This window comes from Reichenbachiella sp. (assembly GCF_965233835.1).
Taxonomy (GTDB): domain Bacteria; phylum Bacteroidota; class Bacteroidia; order Cytophagales; family Cyclobacteriaceae; genus Reichenbachiella.
Genome location: NZ_OZ247585.1, coordinates 2465402 through 2483372, shown reverse-complemented (window position 1 = coordinate 2483372; position 17971 = coordinate 2465402). Strand labels below are relative to the sequence as shown.

Genomic DNA, 17971 nt, shown 5'->3' with positions numbered 1-17971 from the left:
TACTTTACAGCATCGATTTCAACTTCATTTCAATGTCTTTACCATCGATAGTAACAGTAAGTTTTTTTCCATCCTGAGCGAATATTTCTCTTAGCTTGGCCAAGCCCAATTCTGAAGCATCCTGACCATCCACTGCCTCAATAGTGGAATCAACCTTTACTCCTGCTTCGGAAGCCGGACTATCGTCAAATACTTTGTGTACCAAAACCTGAGACTTATTTCTACTTAACTGGAGCTCCATACCCGATGCATTCACAGGAAATGCTTCATCATAAGATTTGGCTTTTTCCCAGTACATCTTTTTGTCTTTGTAGTTATATACGATATTGAATTTACTCAACAAAGTTCCTCCAATAATGCCAGAAACTTTTTTATGATTTTGAATACCATGCTTAGCGTGACTAAGCCCTACTGGCATGTCATCAAAAGAGAACCCTTCAAACTCAAACTTCTGTACCCTTCCTCGATGGTGTTCGTACTCCTTATCACCAAGGCCTGCCACTAAATAGATATAGCTGTCGCCAATCTTTGATGCCATCCCATTGGATTCTACAAAAGGTGTATTAAAATCAACTGTAGCCTTAGCTCCTGTATCTACGAAAAATTCCCCTTTCACTTTTTCACCATTGCTCAGCGTAACCTGACCCGAGATATGTGGAATGAATGAAGTCAAGTTGATGCTCATCATCTTACCTGTACCGTTGTACTTGTAAGTAGAAGGATCATAGAGGTCAATCATTTTGGTATCAAAATTCATGGACACCACATAGTTGTTAAGGATGTCATATCCAATAATACCATCGATATCTCTTCCTATGCTTATCTCCAAATGATTTAATGAAGTCTCATACACCTTGATATTGTGAACTGGCGCACCACCTACTGTTAGTTCATTGTGCTTAACCAACTTACCGCTAATAGTACCTTCGGCACTTGTGGTAGTAGCATTAGAACCAGCTTTCATACCTAGCTCAATGGCTCTGTCAATATTGAGAACTGTCAAGCCATCTCCAGTGTCAAAAATAAAATCTAATTCTTCTGAATTATTGACCTTAACCTTAATGAACGAATGAGAGCCATATTGTTCAAAAGGAAAACTTGCTACAGGCTTTTGCGCCAACGCTACACCAGCATAGAGTACTGCTGCTATTGCTATTCCTATTTTTCTTTTCATTATTTAATAGTTTTTAGAAGTGATCAAATCAAAATTACCGTGTGCTTAATTCAGGTTGATGATTTAAAAAAAACAGCACCTAATACCTGATTTGTCATAAGTGCATGAAATTAATCTCAAATAGCGGAATATCAAAACACGCCACCTTTTTATTAAGCATAATTTGAGCCTACCAATCAGAGATTATGCCAAAAAAATCAAAAGGTCGCTTCGAAGCGGGTAATATTGCTTGCATTGTCCTTGACTGACAGCGAAAACTGACCTATAATTTCAACTTCTTCATCAGACCAGATATATCCTGACTTGGCATCGAAATTCATAAGTAACCAAGTTCCATTCAAGGTTGCTTTAATCGAATGAATACCAGACATCTTGTCCTCAATTTTGAATTTTACCCGACCTTTTCTTGAAGGTCTCCTTACAATGGTCGGCGGAACAGAATCTGTAGCAATGGTAAAAGGCACCAAATCTCGGGTTTTAAAAACAAGCTCGTCTCCTTCCCACTCCCCTCCTACGAATCCAAGTTGATTCTTACTAGTAATTGAATAGACCCCTGATTTGATCAAATCATATACGCCTTCAGGCTTTAGATAAACAGTTGAGAACTGTCTCAGCGGTGTTGTTCTGTTTTGAAGATTGAAAACTTCAAAACCATTTCTTTCCAACTTTTCGTAACGCAAATATGTCGTATCAAACAACGCATATTTCGGAAAGGATAATCTTAACCCATCACCTTCCCACTTGATTTTTTGTTCGGAGGGAATACTTTCGACCAAAGAAAAACGAAAGGATTTATTACATAGCTCAGCAGAATCCGGCAAGCCCTTTCGAAGATCCCACAAAAAATGATGACTAGTATTTGTATAATACGCCATATCTACCGTTTGTTTTTTGCCCTCTATATAAAAATTAGCATCGCAATAACCTTCTTCACTTTCTATTTCTAGCCAGTGCCTGAACAAATCAAACCCTTCGTTATCGAGTCCATAAGTATGCTTAAGGTCACGACTGCGTTCAAATCCATTCTCATTTATTTTAATATTCACCTGATTGATATTCCCATAGGCATCTTCCAGTCTGATGTCAATCTGATGCTCCATTGGATCATATACCCTTAGCAAGCCAGATTGATCATTGGTATCATAAAAAGACAGTTTATTGCCAGTATCCTTATATAACTTATTAAACCTTCTTCCTCCTTCTCTCGATCGCTTATAGTTCGTATGCACCAAGATATTTCTTTGCGTGCTGAAATTAAGCTGATCAATACGCTGAGTAAAAGCTGGTTTACCATCAAAAAGCATGGTTTGGTATCGGATACCGTTGCGGTTTCTAGCACCGTCAAATTTATCGTAGGCATAAATTTCAATTCCAATCTTTCCAAACAAAGAGATTCCTTCTTCTATTCTTGCGTTTCCGTTTTCATCCGTGATTACATCAAACTCAATTCTTCCCCACATGCCATTGACTCTGGCGTGTTCGTCCATAGTCACAAAGGCAACAGAAGCTAGCACGGGTGGAGTCTTATCAACAATTTCGTCAAAACCGTACTCCAGTGGGTCAAGTGCTCGATGTCTCAAATTTCGAACTTCAAAATGAAGGTGAGGGCCAGAAGAAGATCCTGAGTTACCTGACAAGGCAATGACTTCCCCTTTCTTGAAGGTAAACTGATTTTTGTCTGGATAGAGATCAATTGAAAAAGACTCGTCCTCATACTGCTGTTTCCTAACGTAGGCCGCAATATCCTGATTGAATGACTTGAGGTGTGCATAAACGGTGACTGTTCCATTTTCAGGGTGAACCAGATATAGTGCGTTACCATAACCACCTAACGCCACTCTAATTCTTTGAATGTATCCATCTGCTGCTGCGTAAATGGGTAAACCAGTTATCCCACTTGTTTTGATATCCAAGCCTGAATGGAAATGAGAAGACCGTAACTCTGCCATCGTTCCTGCCAAATAGTTTTCTTGTTTAGGACGAACTGGAAACATAAAGTCCCCTCTCTTCGGCACCACTTGAGCTAATGTCTGAAAACCAATAAAGACAAGGACAAAAAGGACTCTATTTGATTTCAAAATCCATCATTTTTTTATCCTCAATAAATGCTTCTAACCTTTGTCCTATCTGAACTGGACCAACTCCTTCAGGGGTGCCGGTAAATATAATATCTCCCTTCTTCAACATGAAAAACTTGGAGACATAGGATATGATGTAATCAATATTAAAGAGCATCATTGAGGTGTTTCCAACCTGCACATCTTCACCATCTTTCTTTAAACTAAAATTAAGGTTGGAAAGATCATAATCAGTTTTAGGTACGAACTCTGAGATTGGGGCAGATCCGTTAAAACCTTTGGCCAAATCCCATGGAAGTCCTTTGGCTTTAGCCTTAGACTGTAGGTCTCTGGCTGTAAAATCCACTCCTATACCAATCTCCTCATAATACTTATGAGCAAACCGTTGATCAATATTCTTACCAACTTTACAGATTTTCACCAAAATCTCAACCTCATGATGAATGTCTTTTGAAAAGTCTGGATAATAAAAGGCTGCGTTTTTCTTTAAAATAGCAGTTTCGGGTTTGCCAAAAACCACTGGTTCATCCGGTCGCTCATTATTCAGCTCTTCTATATGCTTAGCATAGTTTCTTCCAATCGCCAGGATTTTCATGTGTTTGTTGCTTTATCTAGACTTGAAACTCAATTAAACGGTGAAGATAATTTATTGCAAAGCATAAACTAAGTGCATCATAAAAAAAATCCCCGGGGGTTCCGGGGATTTTTTCTCTATTTCTTTGGAGGGTACTTTTTCATAAGCTTCCGTATTTTCTTCGGAATGGTTTTCTCTCGTTTTTTTGGATTCTCAGTCACAGTAGATGTAATAACGCCCTGCCAGATTAATTGCTTCTCAGTAGTATCGTACATATCTACCACCAATGTACCTTCGTTATAGTCACTTTCTGTATAGGTGGTGGTAGCACTTCCCATGCCCATACCACCATAACCCCAGCCCCATCGGCCGCCATAGCCCATGCCGCCATTAAAATCAGTGTATGCGGTCGTACTTGTTTTTTGGTTGACAACAACGAAGAGCGTAATAATGGCATCACCATCAGACTCTACAACTTCCATCCCCTTATTGGAAAACTCCGATCTTAAGGCATCTAGAATTCTTTTCTTATCAAATTCATTTAGGATCTTATCACTGTTTTCTTGCCATCCCGCGAATGTATACGTCTTATACTTCGAAAAGTCTGCTTCTTTATCGTAGTCACTTTTCACTTGTCCTATAGACGTCTGAGCTAAAAACAACATGATCATTAAAGCTCCAAAGGATATAGTCTTCTTCATAGTTAATTAGATTAGATAAATAATATTAATAATTTAATTCAATGATGATTTAGATAGTTAAGTTAAAATAATTTCCCCACTCCCAAGCCAATCACCCACGAGTTGTATGCATCAATTTTAAAATCCGACATTAGACTTGCACTTAGCTCCCATTCATTGGGTAATTCCCAGCCGTAGTCAAAGCCAATACGAACTAATTTTAGGTTTTCTTCTTTTGCATATTCTATTCCTCCTCCAGCCATCAAAGTAAGATGTTTACCAAACTTTCTTGAACCCACTAGAACTGCCGAAAATGGTCGTGTTCGTTCGAAGACAATCTTTTCATTTCCTTCATATTCGAAACTCTCCACAACTAAATCGGTATGTATTCCCAAGCCCCACTTTTCATTGAACCTAAAGTCATAATCTAGTCCCCAACTGGGTAAGACAGTCCATACCTTTTCTCGTAATATGTTTACACCTGCAGGAACATAAGCATGTCCAATGATCAAAGAGAGTTTATGGTTTTTAAATTCTCCTCTTTCCGCCTCCTGCGCGTAAATACTTTGTGAAAAAATTGTAGCCAGAATAATTAAAAGAATCTTAATCAACCTCATATCTTACATTTTAATGTTTACGGATTAATCCAACTTGCTAAGGATGGCTTATGTGTTCGATGGACTTCTCGCAAATAGCTTTTCCTTGCATATACCCATTCGCTAATGCTACAAGTAAAATCTTCTTTGTCATTTTCTAAGTCTAAAACCTCCTTTTTCAACCGAATCGTGCCATATAAATTCACCCATGCGGTTAGGCTAGTATGATGTCCCTCTAGTTGAGCCAGCCAACTATATAGACTATTGAGCATCATTTTTCGATCATTTCGCCTAACGGCTTTCTTGACTTCATGGAAATAAAAGGCTTCAGAATGAAGGTAAGCTTTGCGTTTTAACTGGATATAGAGAACTGTCCTTTTTATCAACAAAGTCATAAAATAAGCAACTACAAGCACCCCAATTCCATATTTCACCAACTCCTGCCAGGTCAGGCCCAACATTCCAAAAGGCTGATCATCTTTTGTCAACATTTCTTCGTGCTTTTTATCTACCAGCAACGAGTCCCGGACACTTGAAAGCATTCCTAAGTCTGGATTGGAAGCCACCAAGACAGTAACTTCTTCTAAGGTCTTTTTATATAGTTTTTTATGATAAGGATGATACCAGGTGAAAACTATTTCGGGTAAAGTAACCTTTCCTTCTTTTTCAAACAAATAGCGCATGGTTTCAGTTCGAGAAGCGCTAATGGCTGTTTTGGTTTTGAAATTTTCAACTTGACTCCGGGTAGGGTATAGACTCACTCCTCTTACGGTATCCCAATTTATTGGCGGGATGAGTTCGGCAACAGTTCCATAAGCCGTCCTTGTGATTTTTCTTTCTAGCACATCTCCTACCTTGACTTGCTTACTTGATCTATTCCACCGATCAGCTACTTTTAAGCCATTGGCGACAAGCCAATCAGACTTACTAAATCCTGAAGGAACAGGTCTTACTTTAATCAAGCGTTCTTTGGTCTTCAATTTTTTCAGGACACCCACGTAGTCCCCATCAGGTGGAGTTTCTAGTTCAAGTGTAAGCGATGGAAAAACCACATCCTTTTTCTCAAAAGGAAAAACATGATAAATCAATTGAACGCCTGCATAGTTTTGTCCCTTGTCTACAAAAGAAGTGCTTACAGGCCTGAAATAGGTAGTAAACGCGCCGTTCACTTTGACGTTTCCCGGGTCTATTCCGCTGGTAAACCAAGTTGAGGTGTAGACTGTAATGGTAACTTCTACAGGCTGATTGACATAGGTCACAGATCTATTGAGTTTGACTTGGCTCCACAGTTTTTGAGCATCAGCAGTACTAACCAAGAGAACCATCATGACCATAAACAAAAAACCGTATTTTATCTTACCACTTGTCAGCATCAGGGTTGGGTTTAATTTGTTTTTTCCTTACTTGATATTCAAATTTTCTTTTTAGAAACAAAGTGGGGTCATCATCTACTTTACGCATAAGCACTTTGCTTTGATCACTACGTGGAGCATCTGTACCCAAATCGTCTGGCACTTGATCTAACTCTTTTCCTTTCCGCATGTCGGTGGATACGGTTTCTTCCTTGCGCTTTTTATCCATGTCTTCCTTTGTGGCTTCCTGGCCTCCACCACCAAGGTCTTCCATATCCTTGTTTTGCTCATTTTCAGCAGAACCAGACTCTGACGCTTCTTGAGCTTCCTTTGGATCTATTTCGTTTACTCCTCCGATCAATTGTTTTACCAAGTTTTGATTCTCTGCGGCCGCCGCATTGGTAGGGTCCATTTCTACGGCTTGGGCAAAAGCCAATTGCGCGGCTAGTGTATCACCATTGTTAAAGTATGCCAATCCCAAATTATAAACACCCATGGCAGTCGTATCTTCATTGAATGCTTTGATGGCGGACTCAAAATCTCCGGCCTTATAATAAGCCACACCCTTCCTTAATGGATCTTGGTATTTTTCAGCTGCTTCTTTGAAGTCACCTTTCGTGCTCCATTGCTGTCCCTGATAATCTGGTGTATACCATAGGTCATCAAAATCATTGATCTGGCCACAAGAAGAAAGCCATACTATTGGCAACAGATAGATGACCCATCCCTTTCTAAACCAGAATAGGGATAAGAAGGCCATAGGAAAAACCAACAGAAGACCAGCATCCCGCCAGTCTTCTTCTTTTTCTTCTGGTTCCTCAGTAAACTTTAGATTAGCCGCTATTTTTTCACTAATCGCCTCCACGTCGCTATCATCCAAGGTTAGCGCATGTACCGTTACTCCGTCAATAGCGCTCAAATAGTCCAGTGCTTCTTGGTTCAAGGCAGAATATACTGGATTGCCTTTGTCGTCCATCATAGGGTTGTTGCCCCATCGATTGGGCACCTCTCCCCCTGCCAATGTATTCATAGGCACGATCTCCACCTTGTGTTCAGATTGTGAAAAAAATTTGCTGATTAGTTCAAAATGAGAACGCTCAAAATCATCTGAAAAAAGAATCAACGTACCCGGTGCGTCGGTCACAGACATAACAGAGTCAGACCATGCGATACCTACAGCAAGGTCAGAACCGGGGAATGGCATGACTGATGGTTTTAAGCCCTCCACATGGTTATTTATTATTTCATAATCTCGTGTTAACGGCACAATCGTGTGAGCAGATCCCGAATACCCAACCAAAGCTGCTCTGGCTTGCGGGTTCTTACCCAAGAGGTCTTTGATTTTAAATTTGGCTCTTTCCAAACGATTAGGCTGTAGATCATCTACCAACATGCTTTGCGACAAGTCCAATAATATCACCATAGGTGTTTCCAGGTCCCTGCCAGCCACTTCTACTCTCTTCCACGTAGGTCCAACCAATGCCAACAGACCAAACGAAAAGACCAGAAGTAAAACAAGATTCATCCAGAATCTGACCATATGATTACCTTTTTGAATCACATAAGGCCTTAAATGCGGTGCGATGACATTCCGCCACTTTACTTCCTGTTTTAGGTTTAATAACCCCACAACTACAAAACATATAACTGGCACAAATCCCCATAAAAATACAGGTCTCAAAAAATGGAATTGTTCCCAATCTAATGGTAGCCAATCACTCATTGTAAACCTCCTTTCTGTTACTTATGCTCTCCAAAAGGTTTACAATCATGAGCAAAAATGTAAGCACCATCATGAGCGCTAATGCAGCTCCTAGCGGGTAAGGATAAAGTAGAGTGATAGGCTTATTCTTTTCTTCCTCATACTCCATGGGCTCTAGTTTATCCAACTCAGCATAGATTTCTTGTAACCGTTTATTGTCTTTTGCCAAAAAGTACTGACCACCTGTTAATTCTGCAATTTCCTTAAGGGTATTTTCATCTAAGTCAGACCCTCGGTTGCCAGGTGTACCAATCCCGATGGTATAAATCATGACAGAATCTTCGCGAGCCATGTCAGCAGCGTCGAGTGGCAAAATATCGGTACCGGCATCAATTCCATCTGTGAGCAGTAACATGACTTTCGTCTTGATAGTGTCCTTTTCAAACATACCAACTCCTTTGGTAATGGCTTTTCCGATATGTGTCATTTGTCCTGCCATGCCAACATCTGCTTCATCTAGCATTTGATTGACTGTTTCTAATTCGGGAGTAAAAGGAGCCTGGATATAGGCACTTGACCCAAAAAAAATCAGACCCATTCGGTCTCCCTCCCGTTTCTTTATGAACTCACGCATCACGGATTTAACAGCTTCCCACCGCCTTACTTTTTTTCCATCAATTTCCCAATCTTCTTGCGCCATACTGAACGATATATCAGCAGCTATCAGAAAATTACGCGAGGTTTTTACTTTCATTTCAGGCTTACCTACCAACTGTGGATTTGTTAAAGCTGCGACTATCAATATCCAAATTGCAACTAGGACAAGTGATCTAAAAAAGCCTCTCTTCTTTATGAAAGACGACTTTCTGGTTTTCTGATTAGTATATGCAACAGCTCGGTCGTAATTCGGCAATTGGAGCGAAGCACTTCGCATCCGTAATGGAGGAAAAAGCCAATAGATCAAGAGTGGCAATGGGAGTAGAAATAAGGCCCATGGAAACGCTATTTCAAAATTGCTAGGCATGGTTTTTTATCCATTTTTTCGCATTAGTTACTAATTCGACCCTGATGGATTCATCAAGCACTATCTTTTCATATAGCATTTTATTGACCTCATCACTCCACTTCAAAAACTCCACATCGGCAGCTGAATACTCTAAAAACGACAACCAATCTTTTCCAGTCAAGTCTGCAACCCCTCTCCTTCCAAAACGATAAATAGCCACTTGTTTTAGTACGACCCAGATAGTGTTAATGTCGTTATCTGAATTCTTGATTTTAGCCAGTGCTTCTCTTCTGTATTTGTTTTTAACGAACTGCCTTATAGAACTAAACATCCATACACCGATCGCTAGAAAAACCAATCCTGCCAAAATACTCCACCCAATAGTTTCAAAGGTGAATTCTACTGGAGGCGGCTCGTATAGTCCTTCAAGTTTGAAATCTGCTGCCTTGAGTTGCGTGGTATCAGCCTTTTGTGAGATTAGAAAATCCATTTTCAAACTTGTTCCAAAACTTTTTTCAGTTGCTGATCTATGGACTGCACCGTATCGAACTGCAAAACAGGTATGCGATGCATTTTCATTTGCAACTTGAAACTGTCTAAATCCGAATCAAACGCTTCCGAAAAATGCTTTCTAAGTTTAGCATTTGCACCATCGATAGCAATTTGTGTTGCTGTATCGCCGGCTACAAACTTCGTAGCAGGAATATCACGCTCCATCGGATCAGTCACTTGTATGAACACCACATCATTATGATGCTTCATTCGAGAGGCGAACTGAATTACCTCCGGAGAATACCTGTGAAAATCGCTAATAACGACCACCAAATAATCATGTGTTACAAGGTTTTGTACTTTTGTTAAAGTCGCTTTCAACACATCATCAAAATTGGTCGGTTTACCTTCGATCAATTCTTGATTTCTCGAAACAACTTTCTCTAAAAACCTCAGAATATTCCTTCTGTCTCTTTTGGGTTTTAGGACATCAATTTCCTCGTCAGCGATTACAACTCCACCCACTCGGTCTCCTTGCTTCAGTACCTTGAATGCTGCAATGGCCGCTAGCTCCGCAGCTACGACAGACTTGGTTCGCTGACTTGAGCCAAAAAACATCGACCTGGATTGATCTACGACTACCAAGGCTGGCTTTTCCTTTTCTTCACTGAACACTCTGGTATGTGTAACTTTTGTTCGAGCTGTTACTTTCCAATCGATGTTACGGATATCATCACCTTGAACATAGTTTCTTACCTCTTCAAAATCCAATCCTCTACCCCTAAGCTTTGATGCATGTTTACCTCCTAGCACACTTTTTACCTTCTTTTTTGATGATTGAAAGCGAATGCTGTGCGCAAATCGCTCCATTTCCAGAAGTTCTTTCAGGGAAGTGAAAATATCTTTCGGGTATTTGTCCTGATCTGCCATCAATCAACCAATCACAGCCACTTGCTTCAAAATCTCATCAAGCACTTGATCTGCATCCACACCATCTGCATTGGCCTCATAGCTCAAAATCAATCGGTGTCTTAAACAATCATGCATCACTGCGCGCACATCATCGGGCGTTACAGTATCACGGCCCGACATCCAAGCATGAGTTCTACTTGACCTATCCAAAGCGATGGTCCCCCGAGGACTCGCACCAAAATCTATCCATTGATTTAGTTCTTCTGAATATTTTTCAGGATATCTGGTAGCAGACACCAAGTCTACAATGTAGCGTTCCATATTCTCGGAAATCTTAATATCGGCAATCTCTTTCCTTGCCGCAAGGATAACTTCTGGAGATATCTTATCCTTCTTTTCATTCGCCGCATTCATTTGCTCTGAACGGTTCAGCCTTAAAATTTCTAATTCCGAAGCATCGTCTGGATAGCTAATGATAACGTGCATCAGAAATCTGTCCATCTGAGCTTCAGGAAGTGGATAAGTTCCCTCCTGTTCTACTGGATTTTGTGTGGCCATGACCATAAACAGGGGTTCCATCTGATAAGTTTTCCCAGCCACGGAAACTTGTCGCTCTTCCATGGCTTCGAGCAATGCTGACTGCACCTTCGCTGGTGACCTATTTATTTCATCTGCTAAAATCAGGTTGCTAAAGATCGGACCCTGCTGAAAAATAAATTTCTCTTCCAATTCAGGCTGATAAATTTCAGTACCCGTAATGTCTGAAGGCAACAAATCCGGAGTAAACTGAATTCGACTTAATCCACAATCCAATTCTTTGGACAAGGTCTTAATGGCTCTTGTTTTGGCCAATCCTGGCAATCCTTCTAGGAGCATATTTCCATCCGCCAATAACACCAGTATTATTCGGTCTATTAACTGATCTTGGCCTATGATGGAAGCCGACATCCGAGACTTTAATTCTTGTATAGATTCTAATGCAGACATGCTTTTTCTATTTTTCTAACTCAAAGGGATACACCACTTTCCAGTCTTTTTTCATATCAGCTATGGTCCAGCCAGATGCAGCAGCGACTGCAAATCCTTCCTTCAATCTGCCAATATGAGACAAACTATCATATGCCCATTCTCGCTCGGCATCGGTGTGGCGAACAAACATCATGAATGAGTTTTCATTGGTAGAAGTCCATTCCAACATTTGTAGGTCTCCATCAGAATTGCCAAATGCAGCAATGGGTTTCTTCCCAATAAAATTATAAATACCAACAGGCTTTCCTGATTTATCATCAAGAAAAGCTAATTCTGGATATCTATTAATCACTTTGTTCTCCTTGTCGTATTCCACTTTCATCATGCTCCCCATCACTTGCTCTGCTGGAATACCATATAGCTGATTAGTTACAGGTCTCATAAAACCGATTCCTCCACCAGAAACAATGAACGTTTTGAAATCATTTGCTCTGAGGTACTCTAATACTTCAAGCATAGGTTGGTAAATCAAATCAGTGTACGGTCTACCAAATCTTGGATGTTTGGCTGCCTTCATCCAGGCAGTAACGTTGACTTCAAATTTATTTGTTGTCATTCCTCCATGAGAAGCCATTATAATTTGAATAAGCGCGTGCTCGCCCTGCTGCATCACTGAAGCTAGATCATTGTTGAGCACAGATTTGAAAGGTTCGGTTTCATTCCACTCTGGATGATCGGGAGCCATTTTCTTTATTTGATCCAAAGCAAAAGCCAATTGAAAATACATGGGTTGCTCTGACCATAAGGTACCGTCGTTGTCGAATACAGCAATTCTATCTTGGATGGCAACGAAAGAGGCGCTGGTAGAATCCGTTACACTTTGTACAAAGTTCAAAATAGCCGATTTGCTTGCTCCTTCGTTCCATGAAGGCAATGGGGTTTGATTTACTTCAGATACTTTATCGTTTTCGGGGCCACAGCTCCCCATGCACAATAAACCAAAAAATATGATGTATATATTTTTCATAATTAATAGGAAAAACAAAGCCGAATAGATGCTATTCGGCTTTGTAAGAATTAATAATATGTATTAGTTATTTGAAGGGGTACTTAGTTTATCCATCACTTTATCCAAGCTAAAACTAGCCGCTTTCATTCTTGGCGGATACTCCTTAAAAGTCATTAGAAAATCACCTACAATTTTTTGCGCAGGTACTAGAAGAAAAGCATGATCTAATAACCAGTCATAGTACGTGTTTGACGTGATAGAAGCAAATTCATAAGGATCTCTTCTTAAATTGTAAATCATCGGTAACCTTAATGGAATAAATGGTTCGGCCCAAACTTGCAGAGTTCCAGGTGAGCGTTGTTCCATGAAAATTAGTTTCCAATCATCATATCTTAATGCCGTCAGATCACCATCGTCTGAAAAGTAGAATAATTCCTTTCTAGGTCCTTTGTCTACTTCACCTTTGAAATAAGGCATGAAACTATAACCATCTAGATGTACCTTAAAATTTCTACCATTGGCAGAGTATCCTTTCAATAATTTTTTAGGCACATCTCCCTGTCCGGCTGCCTCCAAAAATGTAGGCATCCAATCCATACCTGACATGATTTCATTACATATAGAACCAGGCTTTACGGTACCAGGCCATCTAACCATAGCAGGCACTCTCCATCCTCCTTCCCAGTTGGTGTTTTTTTCTCCTCGAAAAGGATTGATACCAGCATCGGGCCAAGTGTTTTTATGAGGACCGTTATCCGTTGAATACATCACAATGGTATTATCTGCAATTTTCAATTCATCCAACAGGTCCAAAAATTTCCCAATATGCATGTCATGCTCTACCATACCATCACCGTATTCGTTCTGGCCAGAAACGCCTCTCAACTCGGCCTTCACATGCGTTCTAAAATGCATACGCGTACCATTCCACCAAACAAAAAATGGTGTATTCGCCTTCACCGCATTTCTAATAAACTTCATTGCTGCTTCTGATGATTCGTCATCGATGGTTTCCATACGTTTCTTAGTCAAAGGTCCCGTATCCTCAATTTTCCCATCAGCAGTAGAGTGAATTACTCCTCTTGGGCCAAAATTCTTTCTGAAATCTGGGTACTCTTTTGGATCCGGATAATCTGGCAACTCAGGCTCCTCTTCAGCATTCAAATGGTATAGATTCCCATAGAATTCATCAAAGCCATGATTGGTAGGAAGGTGCTCATCTCTATCTCCCAAGTGATTTTTTCCAAATTGGCCCGTGGCGTAGCCCTGAGGTTTTAATAGTTCGGCAATCGTAGGATCCTTTTCTGATATCCCTTCTGCCGCACCTGGCATACCTACTTTACTTAATCCGGTTCTGAAAACACTTTGACCAAGGATGAATGAGGAACGACCGGCTGTACAGCTTTGCTCTGCATAATAGTCCGTGAAAATCATCCCCTCTTTGGCAATTCTATCAATGTTTGGGGTTCGGTACCCTGTGATTCCCATCGAATAGGCACTCACATTTGACTGTCCAATATCATCTCCCCAAAGCACAAGGATATTGGGTTTCTTATTTTTCTGACCTTCTGCCAATGGCACGCAGAGCGTAAACAAGGCTATCAAAAGTAGTATTGATTTATTTTTCATAGGATAAATATTAGTTGATAAAATTTAATGTCTTGATTTGACCCCTGATCTATGGGTTGAGAAATTGTAGATTGATGCCCGTGAAAAGTTGAATTTGTGGCTGAGTGCCTTCATGAAGCATTGAGTATTGCGGCTCAATGAAGCAATTGAATACGGTATTTCCTACTTTAATTACTTTTCCAATTCCTAACCCAATTGGAACAACATAGGATTCATTTTCTATATCAAAATACCATATGGGTGCCCCTCTTAGATAAGTTCCTTTCCCTAGTTGCCAGAAATAAAAAGGCTGAATTGCTGCATTGTTGGTGTCAGCTCGATCTGCATCACCACCTATAGAAGTTTGCCAGGTCACCAGTCCTCCAAGCTGAAATTGCGGGGCTTTGACAACAAAGGCTACAAATGCCAATCCGGCTTGCCACTTGCCAGTACCCAAAGCATCAGCTGAGGCGGTAGGAGCCGAAATCATCGGCCCAATGCCCACTGTAGCATTGGCTTTTGATATAAAATTGTATGAAACAAAAGCATTAATATCTCCAAGGCCATTTTCAGAATTGACCACACCACTAGGGTCAGGAATGGCTACGGTGCTTAGTGGCACAGATGCTCGAAGCAATAATTTTCCCGAACTAAACGGTTTGGCAAAACGAATCCAGGAAGTATTGAGGTAAGCATCATTCTGTGCGTCACTCAACTTAGGCATATAATAATTATGAAAGTTAAGGGCCGTCATATTGGCCAGGGGATTATTCGCTTGGGCAGCCCCACCTGCTGCTTCCTCTTTATCTTGGGCCAAGGCCAAGGAGGAAATTGACAAGAGACATATAAGAGAAATAAATCTCAAACAATAAGTCATTTTAGCGTTTAGGTTTGTTCTATGAACTAGCCTATTGACAAGTCCACTCGTCAAACAAATTAATAAATTGTTCAACAAGTAAAAAACATGAACCTAAAAATCTAGTGATTTGACTAAAATGATAACACTATCGTAACGATGCTTTTTCCAAATCTAGTTTTTCGCGCTAATAACACACCTAAATCCCAAGTGCTCCTGACCTGAATCTATAGCCGTTGCCATTCTGGCACTGGGCCGGTAGTTGCTGCAATACTGATCACTGCAAAGAAAGGAGCCACCTTTGATTACTCTTTTGGGAACCTGTGGTTCCATAGGGTCATAACTAGACGCTGGCCCAGTTGGGTTTTTGCATACCGTTATTGCCTTATTTTTGTTTTTTAAATGACTATCTGGTCTATACCAGTCACTAGTCCATTCCCATACATTGCCTATCATGTCATACAATCCGTAGGCGTTTGGTGGATAACTTTTCACAGGTGCTGTTTTCCCGAAACCATCCTGCATAGAATTGTCTCCTGGGAAAGTGCCTTGGAAAAAGTTAGCTAAAAAACGACCTTCAGGTGTCAACTCTTCTCCCCAGGCAAAAGATTGTTGCGAACCACCTCGGCTAGCATATTCCCACTCTGCTTCCGTAGGCAATCTTTTGCCGGCCCATTCGGAAAAGGCTTCAGCATCTTCATGTGCAATATGTACCACTGGGTGATTTTCTTTTCCTTTGATATCGCTACCTGGTCCGTAGGGATGTTTCCAGTCCGTACCAATTTGCCAGGCCCACCACTGAGCTATATCGTAGAGATTTGTGACATTTGGTATTGGTGCGAAAATCAATGAGCCAGGCTGCAACAAAGAATCAGCTGGCTTCTCTATCCCTGTTGGTAATTGCTTTTTGAGCTCTTCCCAGTCCACTGGTCTCTCTGCTACTGTTTTATATCCTGTAGCATCTACAAAATTTTGAAATTGAGCATTTGTCACTTCTGTTATATCCATATAAAATCCAGAAAGCTCAACATTAAACTCAGGCCCTTCTATGGGCGTGGCTTCTTCGCCTTCATTTCCCATCACGAAGGTCCCTCCAGGGATAAAGACCATGTCGATAGGGGTCTCCGCCACTATCTCTTTTTGAAGATTAGTATTCTTTTGGTTGGAATCTTTCGAGGAACAAGCTATTGTTCCTATAGCCAATAGAGCTACTATAAAATTCTTCATTCTGTTCGTAGTTATTATATAAATTTTGATCAATTATTTTGTTCTATCGAAGACTCGTCTACCGTATCAAATTCTTCCTCTTCCTCTGTATCCGTAGTCATTATTCCCACAGCCATCACTATGGCGGTTAATAATATAATTTGAATGATCAATGAATTGTTCACAAATGGAATCTGCTGAGCAGGTGTCACACTCAGAAACAATAGAATAGTGATAAGACCACGTGGTGCCACAAATAAAAGTGGCTTGAACGGAAGCCCTGATATTTTAATTTGAAGACTTCTGACAAGAAAAAACAAAGCCACTATACCAACAGACCACATCAAGGTTTCAAGGTTTAGAATCTCTGATGTCTCCAATAAAAAACCAAAGAGGATAAAAAATAACGCTCGAACCAAAAACGCCAGCTCAATAGTCAAATCTCTGAATTTAACACTTTCGGTTTCCAAAACATCAAGTTTCAATCTATCGATCCATGCAAACCAACGAAGTTGGTTTACGTTGCCAATAAACAATCCGAATATCAATATGAATATCAGTGCCGGTAAGTGATAGATTTTTAAAATCGTATAGATCAATATCACCAACAATATGATAGGAATAAACTTTACGTGGTGATCAATTCTACGAATAAGTAAGGCCAACCCTAAGGTAGCGACAAAAGAGATAATTACAATCGCAACCAATTGAATGCTGAAATGGCCAAATGAAGACGCCCCAATACTATCATAAAGTACAACAAAGTTGAAAAATAACACACCCAGAATATCTGACAAGCTACTTTCATAGATGACAAACTCACGGTCAAACTCTGAAAGATTTGAAACACTTGGCACTGCTATGGCACTGCTTATGATACATAAGGGCACTGTATTGGTCAAACACCTCAAGAAAGAATACTCACCCATCAAAGAAAACACATAAGCCAGTAGCAAGGATAGACTGATCATTGGGACAAGTGCCCCCAAAACAGATTGCTTGATGAGCGGGATTTTGGACTTATTCAAACGCAATTCAAGCGAGCCCTCTAACACTATTAAAATCAATCCAGCTGTAGCTAATACAGGTAGAATGGCTGTTAAATTAGGCACATTAATCTCAAAGTACTCCACTCCTCTTTTAAGAGCCCATCCTAATATCAACAACAATATCACTGAAGGCACCTTGGTTTTTGCCGAAGTAAGATTAAACAAATAGGCCACCAGTAATAAAGTGCAAAATGTAATAATAATTGCAGTGGTCATATACAGCTAGTTTTTCTCTTAACTAATTTTACTTTTTCTATGCCGAATGATGTCATCCATTGATCAGTCATGACGAAGCCGTGTTTCTCATAGAGCTTGATCGCAGGAATATTAACTGCTGCCGTCTCCACTGTACTCCGTTCAGGTTTAAATCTCTCCTCAATAAAGATTAACAATTCACGAGCAAGACCTTGTCTAAAAAAGTCTGGATCAACCACTAAACTACAAACTTCTAAATCAACTTCGTTTATGGACACCTCTGTCGCCGCAGCCAATTTTTCATTGATCAAAACACCATAAAACATAGTGTTACTTTCCTGAAAATCCTCAACTGCCCTTCGAAGAGGTGGAAAATCCGATACAGCCACTAATTCTGCTTCCACCTTGTAAGACTTTTGAAACAACGCCCAAAGAATTGTAGAAGTGCTGATGTCTCTGGGTTCTAACTTCTGAATTTTTCGTACGATCAAGTATTGTTTTTTTAATGCAAAA

Annotated in this window: 17 protein-coding genes; all 17 read right to left on the bottom strand. The window is 40.2% G+C overall.

Annotated features, from left to right (window positions below):
* Positions 1-4: 4 nt before the first annotated feature.
* Complete coding sequence (locus tag ACO6S2_RS10585; protein ID WP_422358519.1) at positions 5-1174, bottom strand: aspartyl protease family protein; 1170 nt, start codon at positions 1172-1174, stop codon at positions 5-7.
* A 197-nt stretch (positions 1175-1371) separates the two neighbouring features.
* Positions 1372-3252 carry a M23 family metallopeptidase gene (locus ACO6S2_RS10580; protein ID WP_422358518.1) on the bottom strand — a complete coding sequence of 627 codons (1881 nt, stop codon included), beginning with the start codon at positions 3250-3252 and terminating at the stop codon, positions 1372-1374.
* Positions 3239-3847 carry a fumarylacetoacetate hydrolase family protein gene (locus ACO6S2_RS10575; protein WP_422358517.1) on the bottom strand — a complete coding sequence of 203 codons (609 nt, stop codon included), beginning with the start codon at positions 3845-3847 and terminating at the stop codon, positions 3239-3241. The genes ACO6S2_RS10580 and ACO6S2_RS10575 overlap by 14 nt, the downstream gene beginning before the upstream one ends.
* Before the next feature lie 116 nt (positions 3848-3963).
* Entirely contained in the window at positions 3964-4527 is a 564-nt protein-coding gene (locus ACO6S2_RS10570; RefSeq protein ID WP_422358516.1) for a DUF4136 domain-containing protein, read from the bottom strand.
* Between the two features lie 62 nt (positions 4528-4589).
* On the bottom strand, positions 4590-5123 hold the full coding sequence (locus ACO6S2_RS10565; RefSeq protein WP_422358515.1) for a hypothetical protein: 534 nt from the start codon (positions 5121-5123) through the stop codon (positions 4590-4592).
* A 17-nt stretch (positions 5124-5140) separates the two neighbouring features.
* The gene (locus ACO6S2_RS10560) at positions 5141-6475 is read right to left on the bottom strand and encodes a hypothetical protein (RefSeq protein ID WP_422358514.1); all 1335 of its coding nucleotides are present in this window, start codon (positions 6473-6475) and stop codon (positions 5141-5143) included.
* Positions 6459-7994, bottom strand: a complete 1536-nt coding sequence (locus tag ACO6S2_RS10555; protein WP_422358513.1) for a VWA domain-containing protein — start codon at positions 7992-7994, stop codon at positions 6459-6461. Before ACO6S2_RS10555 ends, ACO6S2_RS10560 begins: the two co-directional genes overlap by 17 nt.
* A 175-nt stretch (positions 7995-8169) precedes the next feature.
* The gene (locus ACO6S2_RS10550; protein WP_422358512.1) at positions 8170-9180 is read right to left on the bottom strand and encodes a VWA domain-containing protein; all 1011 of its coding nucleotides are present in this window, start codon (positions 9178-9180) and stop codon (positions 8170-8172) included.
* Positions 9173-9652: a DUF4381 domain-containing protein gene (locus ACO6S2_RS10545; protein WP_422358511.1), complete on the bottom strand. Its 480-nt coding sequence runs from the start codon at positions 9650-9652 to the stop codon at positions 9173-9175. Before ACO6S2_RS10545 ends, ACO6S2_RS10550 begins: the two co-directional genes overlap by 8 nt.
* Positions 9653-9654: 2 nt before the next feature.
* Positions 9655-10584: a DUF58 domain-containing protein gene (locus ACO6S2_RS10540; protein WP_422358510.1), complete on the bottom strand. Its 930-nt coding sequence runs from the start codon at positions 10582-10584 to the stop codon at positions 9655-9657.
* 3 nt (positions 10585-10587) lie between these two features.
* Positions 10588-11553 (bottom strand): AAA family ATPase, encoded by a 966-nt coding sequence (locus ACO6S2_RS10535; RefSeq protein WP_422358509.1) that lies wholly within the window; start codon positions 11551-11553, stop codon positions 10588-10590.
* A 7-nt stretch (positions 11554-11560) separates the two neighbouring features.
* Positions 11561-12562: an HAD family hydrolase gene (locus ACO6S2_RS10530; RefSeq protein WP_422358508.1), complete on the bottom strand. Its 1002-nt coding sequence runs from the start codon at positions 12560-12562 to the stop codon at positions 11561-11563.
* A gap of 63 nt (positions 12563-12625) precedes the next feature.
* Positions 12626-14173, bottom strand: coding sequence for an arylsulfatase (locus tag ACO6S2_RS10525; RefSeq protein WP_422358507.1), 1548 nt, complete (start codon positions 14171-14173; stop codon positions 12626-12628).
* Positions 14174-14222: 49 nt separating this feature from the next.
* Positions 14223-14969: a hypothetical protein gene (locus ACO6S2_RS10520; RefSeq protein WP_422358506.1), complete on the bottom strand. Its 747-nt coding sequence runs from the start codon at positions 14967-14969 to the stop codon at positions 14223-14225.
* Between the two features lie 213 nt (positions 14970-15182).
* Positions 15183-16235 carry a formylglycine-generating enzyme family protein gene (locus ACO6S2_RS10515; protein ID WP_422358505.1) on the bottom strand — a complete coding sequence of 351 codons (1053 nt, stop codon included), beginning with the start codon at positions 16233-16235 and terminating at the stop codon, positions 15183-15185.
* A gap of 29 nt (positions 16236-16264) precedes the next feature.
* Positions 16265-17479: a sodium:proton antiporter gene (locus tag ACO6S2_RS10510; protein ID WP_422358504.1), complete on the bottom strand. Its 1215-nt coding sequence runs from the start codon at positions 17477-17479 to the stop codon at positions 16265-16267.
* On the bottom strand, positions 17476-17949 hold the full coding sequence (locus ACO6S2_RS10505) for a GNAT family N-acetyltransferase (RefSeq protein ID WP_422358503.1): 474 nt from the start codon (positions 17947-17949) through the stop codon (positions 17476-17478). Before ACO6S2_RS10505 ends, ACO6S2_RS10510 begins: the two co-directional genes overlap by 4 nt.
* Between the last annotated feature and the right edge of the window lie 22 nt (positions 17950-17971).

Coding starts and splice junctions, on each gene's coding strand:
- ACO6S2_RS10585 (WP_422358519.1), bottom strand. CDS start 1,174: ATGAAAAGAAAAATAGGAATAGCAATAGCAGCAGTACTCTATGCTGGT.
- ACO6S2_RS10575 (WP_422358517.1), bottom strand. CDS start 3,847: ATGAAAATCCTGGCGATTGGAAGAAACTATGCTAAGCATATAGAAGAG.
- ACO6S2_RS10570 (WP_422358516.1), bottom strand. CDS start 4,527: ATGAAGAAGACTATATCCTTTGGAGCTTTAATGATCATGTTGTTTTTA.
- ACO6S2_RS10565 (WP_422358515.1), bottom strand. CDS start 5,123: ATGAGGTTGATTAAGATTCTTTTAATTATTCTGGCTACAATTTTTTCA.
- ACO6S2_RS10560 (WP_422358514.1), bottom strand. CDS start 6,475: ATGCTGACAAGTGGTAAGATAAAATACGGTTTTTTGTTTATGGTCATG.
- ACO6S2_RS10555 (WP_422358513.1), bottom strand. CDS start 7,994: ATGGTCAGATTCTGGATGAATCTTGTTTTACTTCTGGTCTTTTCGTTT.
- ACO6S2_RS10550 (WP_422358512.1), bottom strand. CDS start 9,180: ATGCCTAGCAATTTTGAAATAGCGTTTCCATGGGCCTTATTTCTACTC.
- ACO6S2_RS10545 (WP_422358511.1), bottom strand. CDS start 9,652: ATGGATTTTCTAATCTCACAAAAGGCTGATACCACGCAACTCAAGGCA.
- ACO6S2_RS10540 (WP_422358510.1), bottom strand. CDS start 10,584: ATGGCAGATCAGGACAAATACCCGAAAGATATTTTCACTTCCCTGAAA.
- ACO6S2_RS10535 (WP_422358509.1), bottom strand. CDS start 11,553: ATGTCTGCATTAGAATCTATACAAGAATTAAAGTCTCGGATGTCGGCT.
- ACO6S2_RS10530 (WP_422358508.1), bottom strand. CDS start 12,562: ATGAAAAATATATACATCATATTTTTTGGTTTATTGTGCATGGGGAGC.
- ACO6S2_RS10525 (WP_422358507.1), bottom strand. CDS start 14,173: ATGAAAAATAAATCAATACTACTTTTGATAGCCTTGTTTACGCTCTGC.
- ACO6S2_RS10515 (WP_422358505.1), bottom strand. CDS start 16,235: ATGAAGAATTTTATAGTAGCTCTATTGGCTATAGGAACAATAGCTTGT.
- ACO6S2_RS10510 (WP_422358504.1), bottom strand. CDS start 17,479: ATGACCACTGCAATTATTATTACATTTTGCACTTTATTACTGGTGGCC.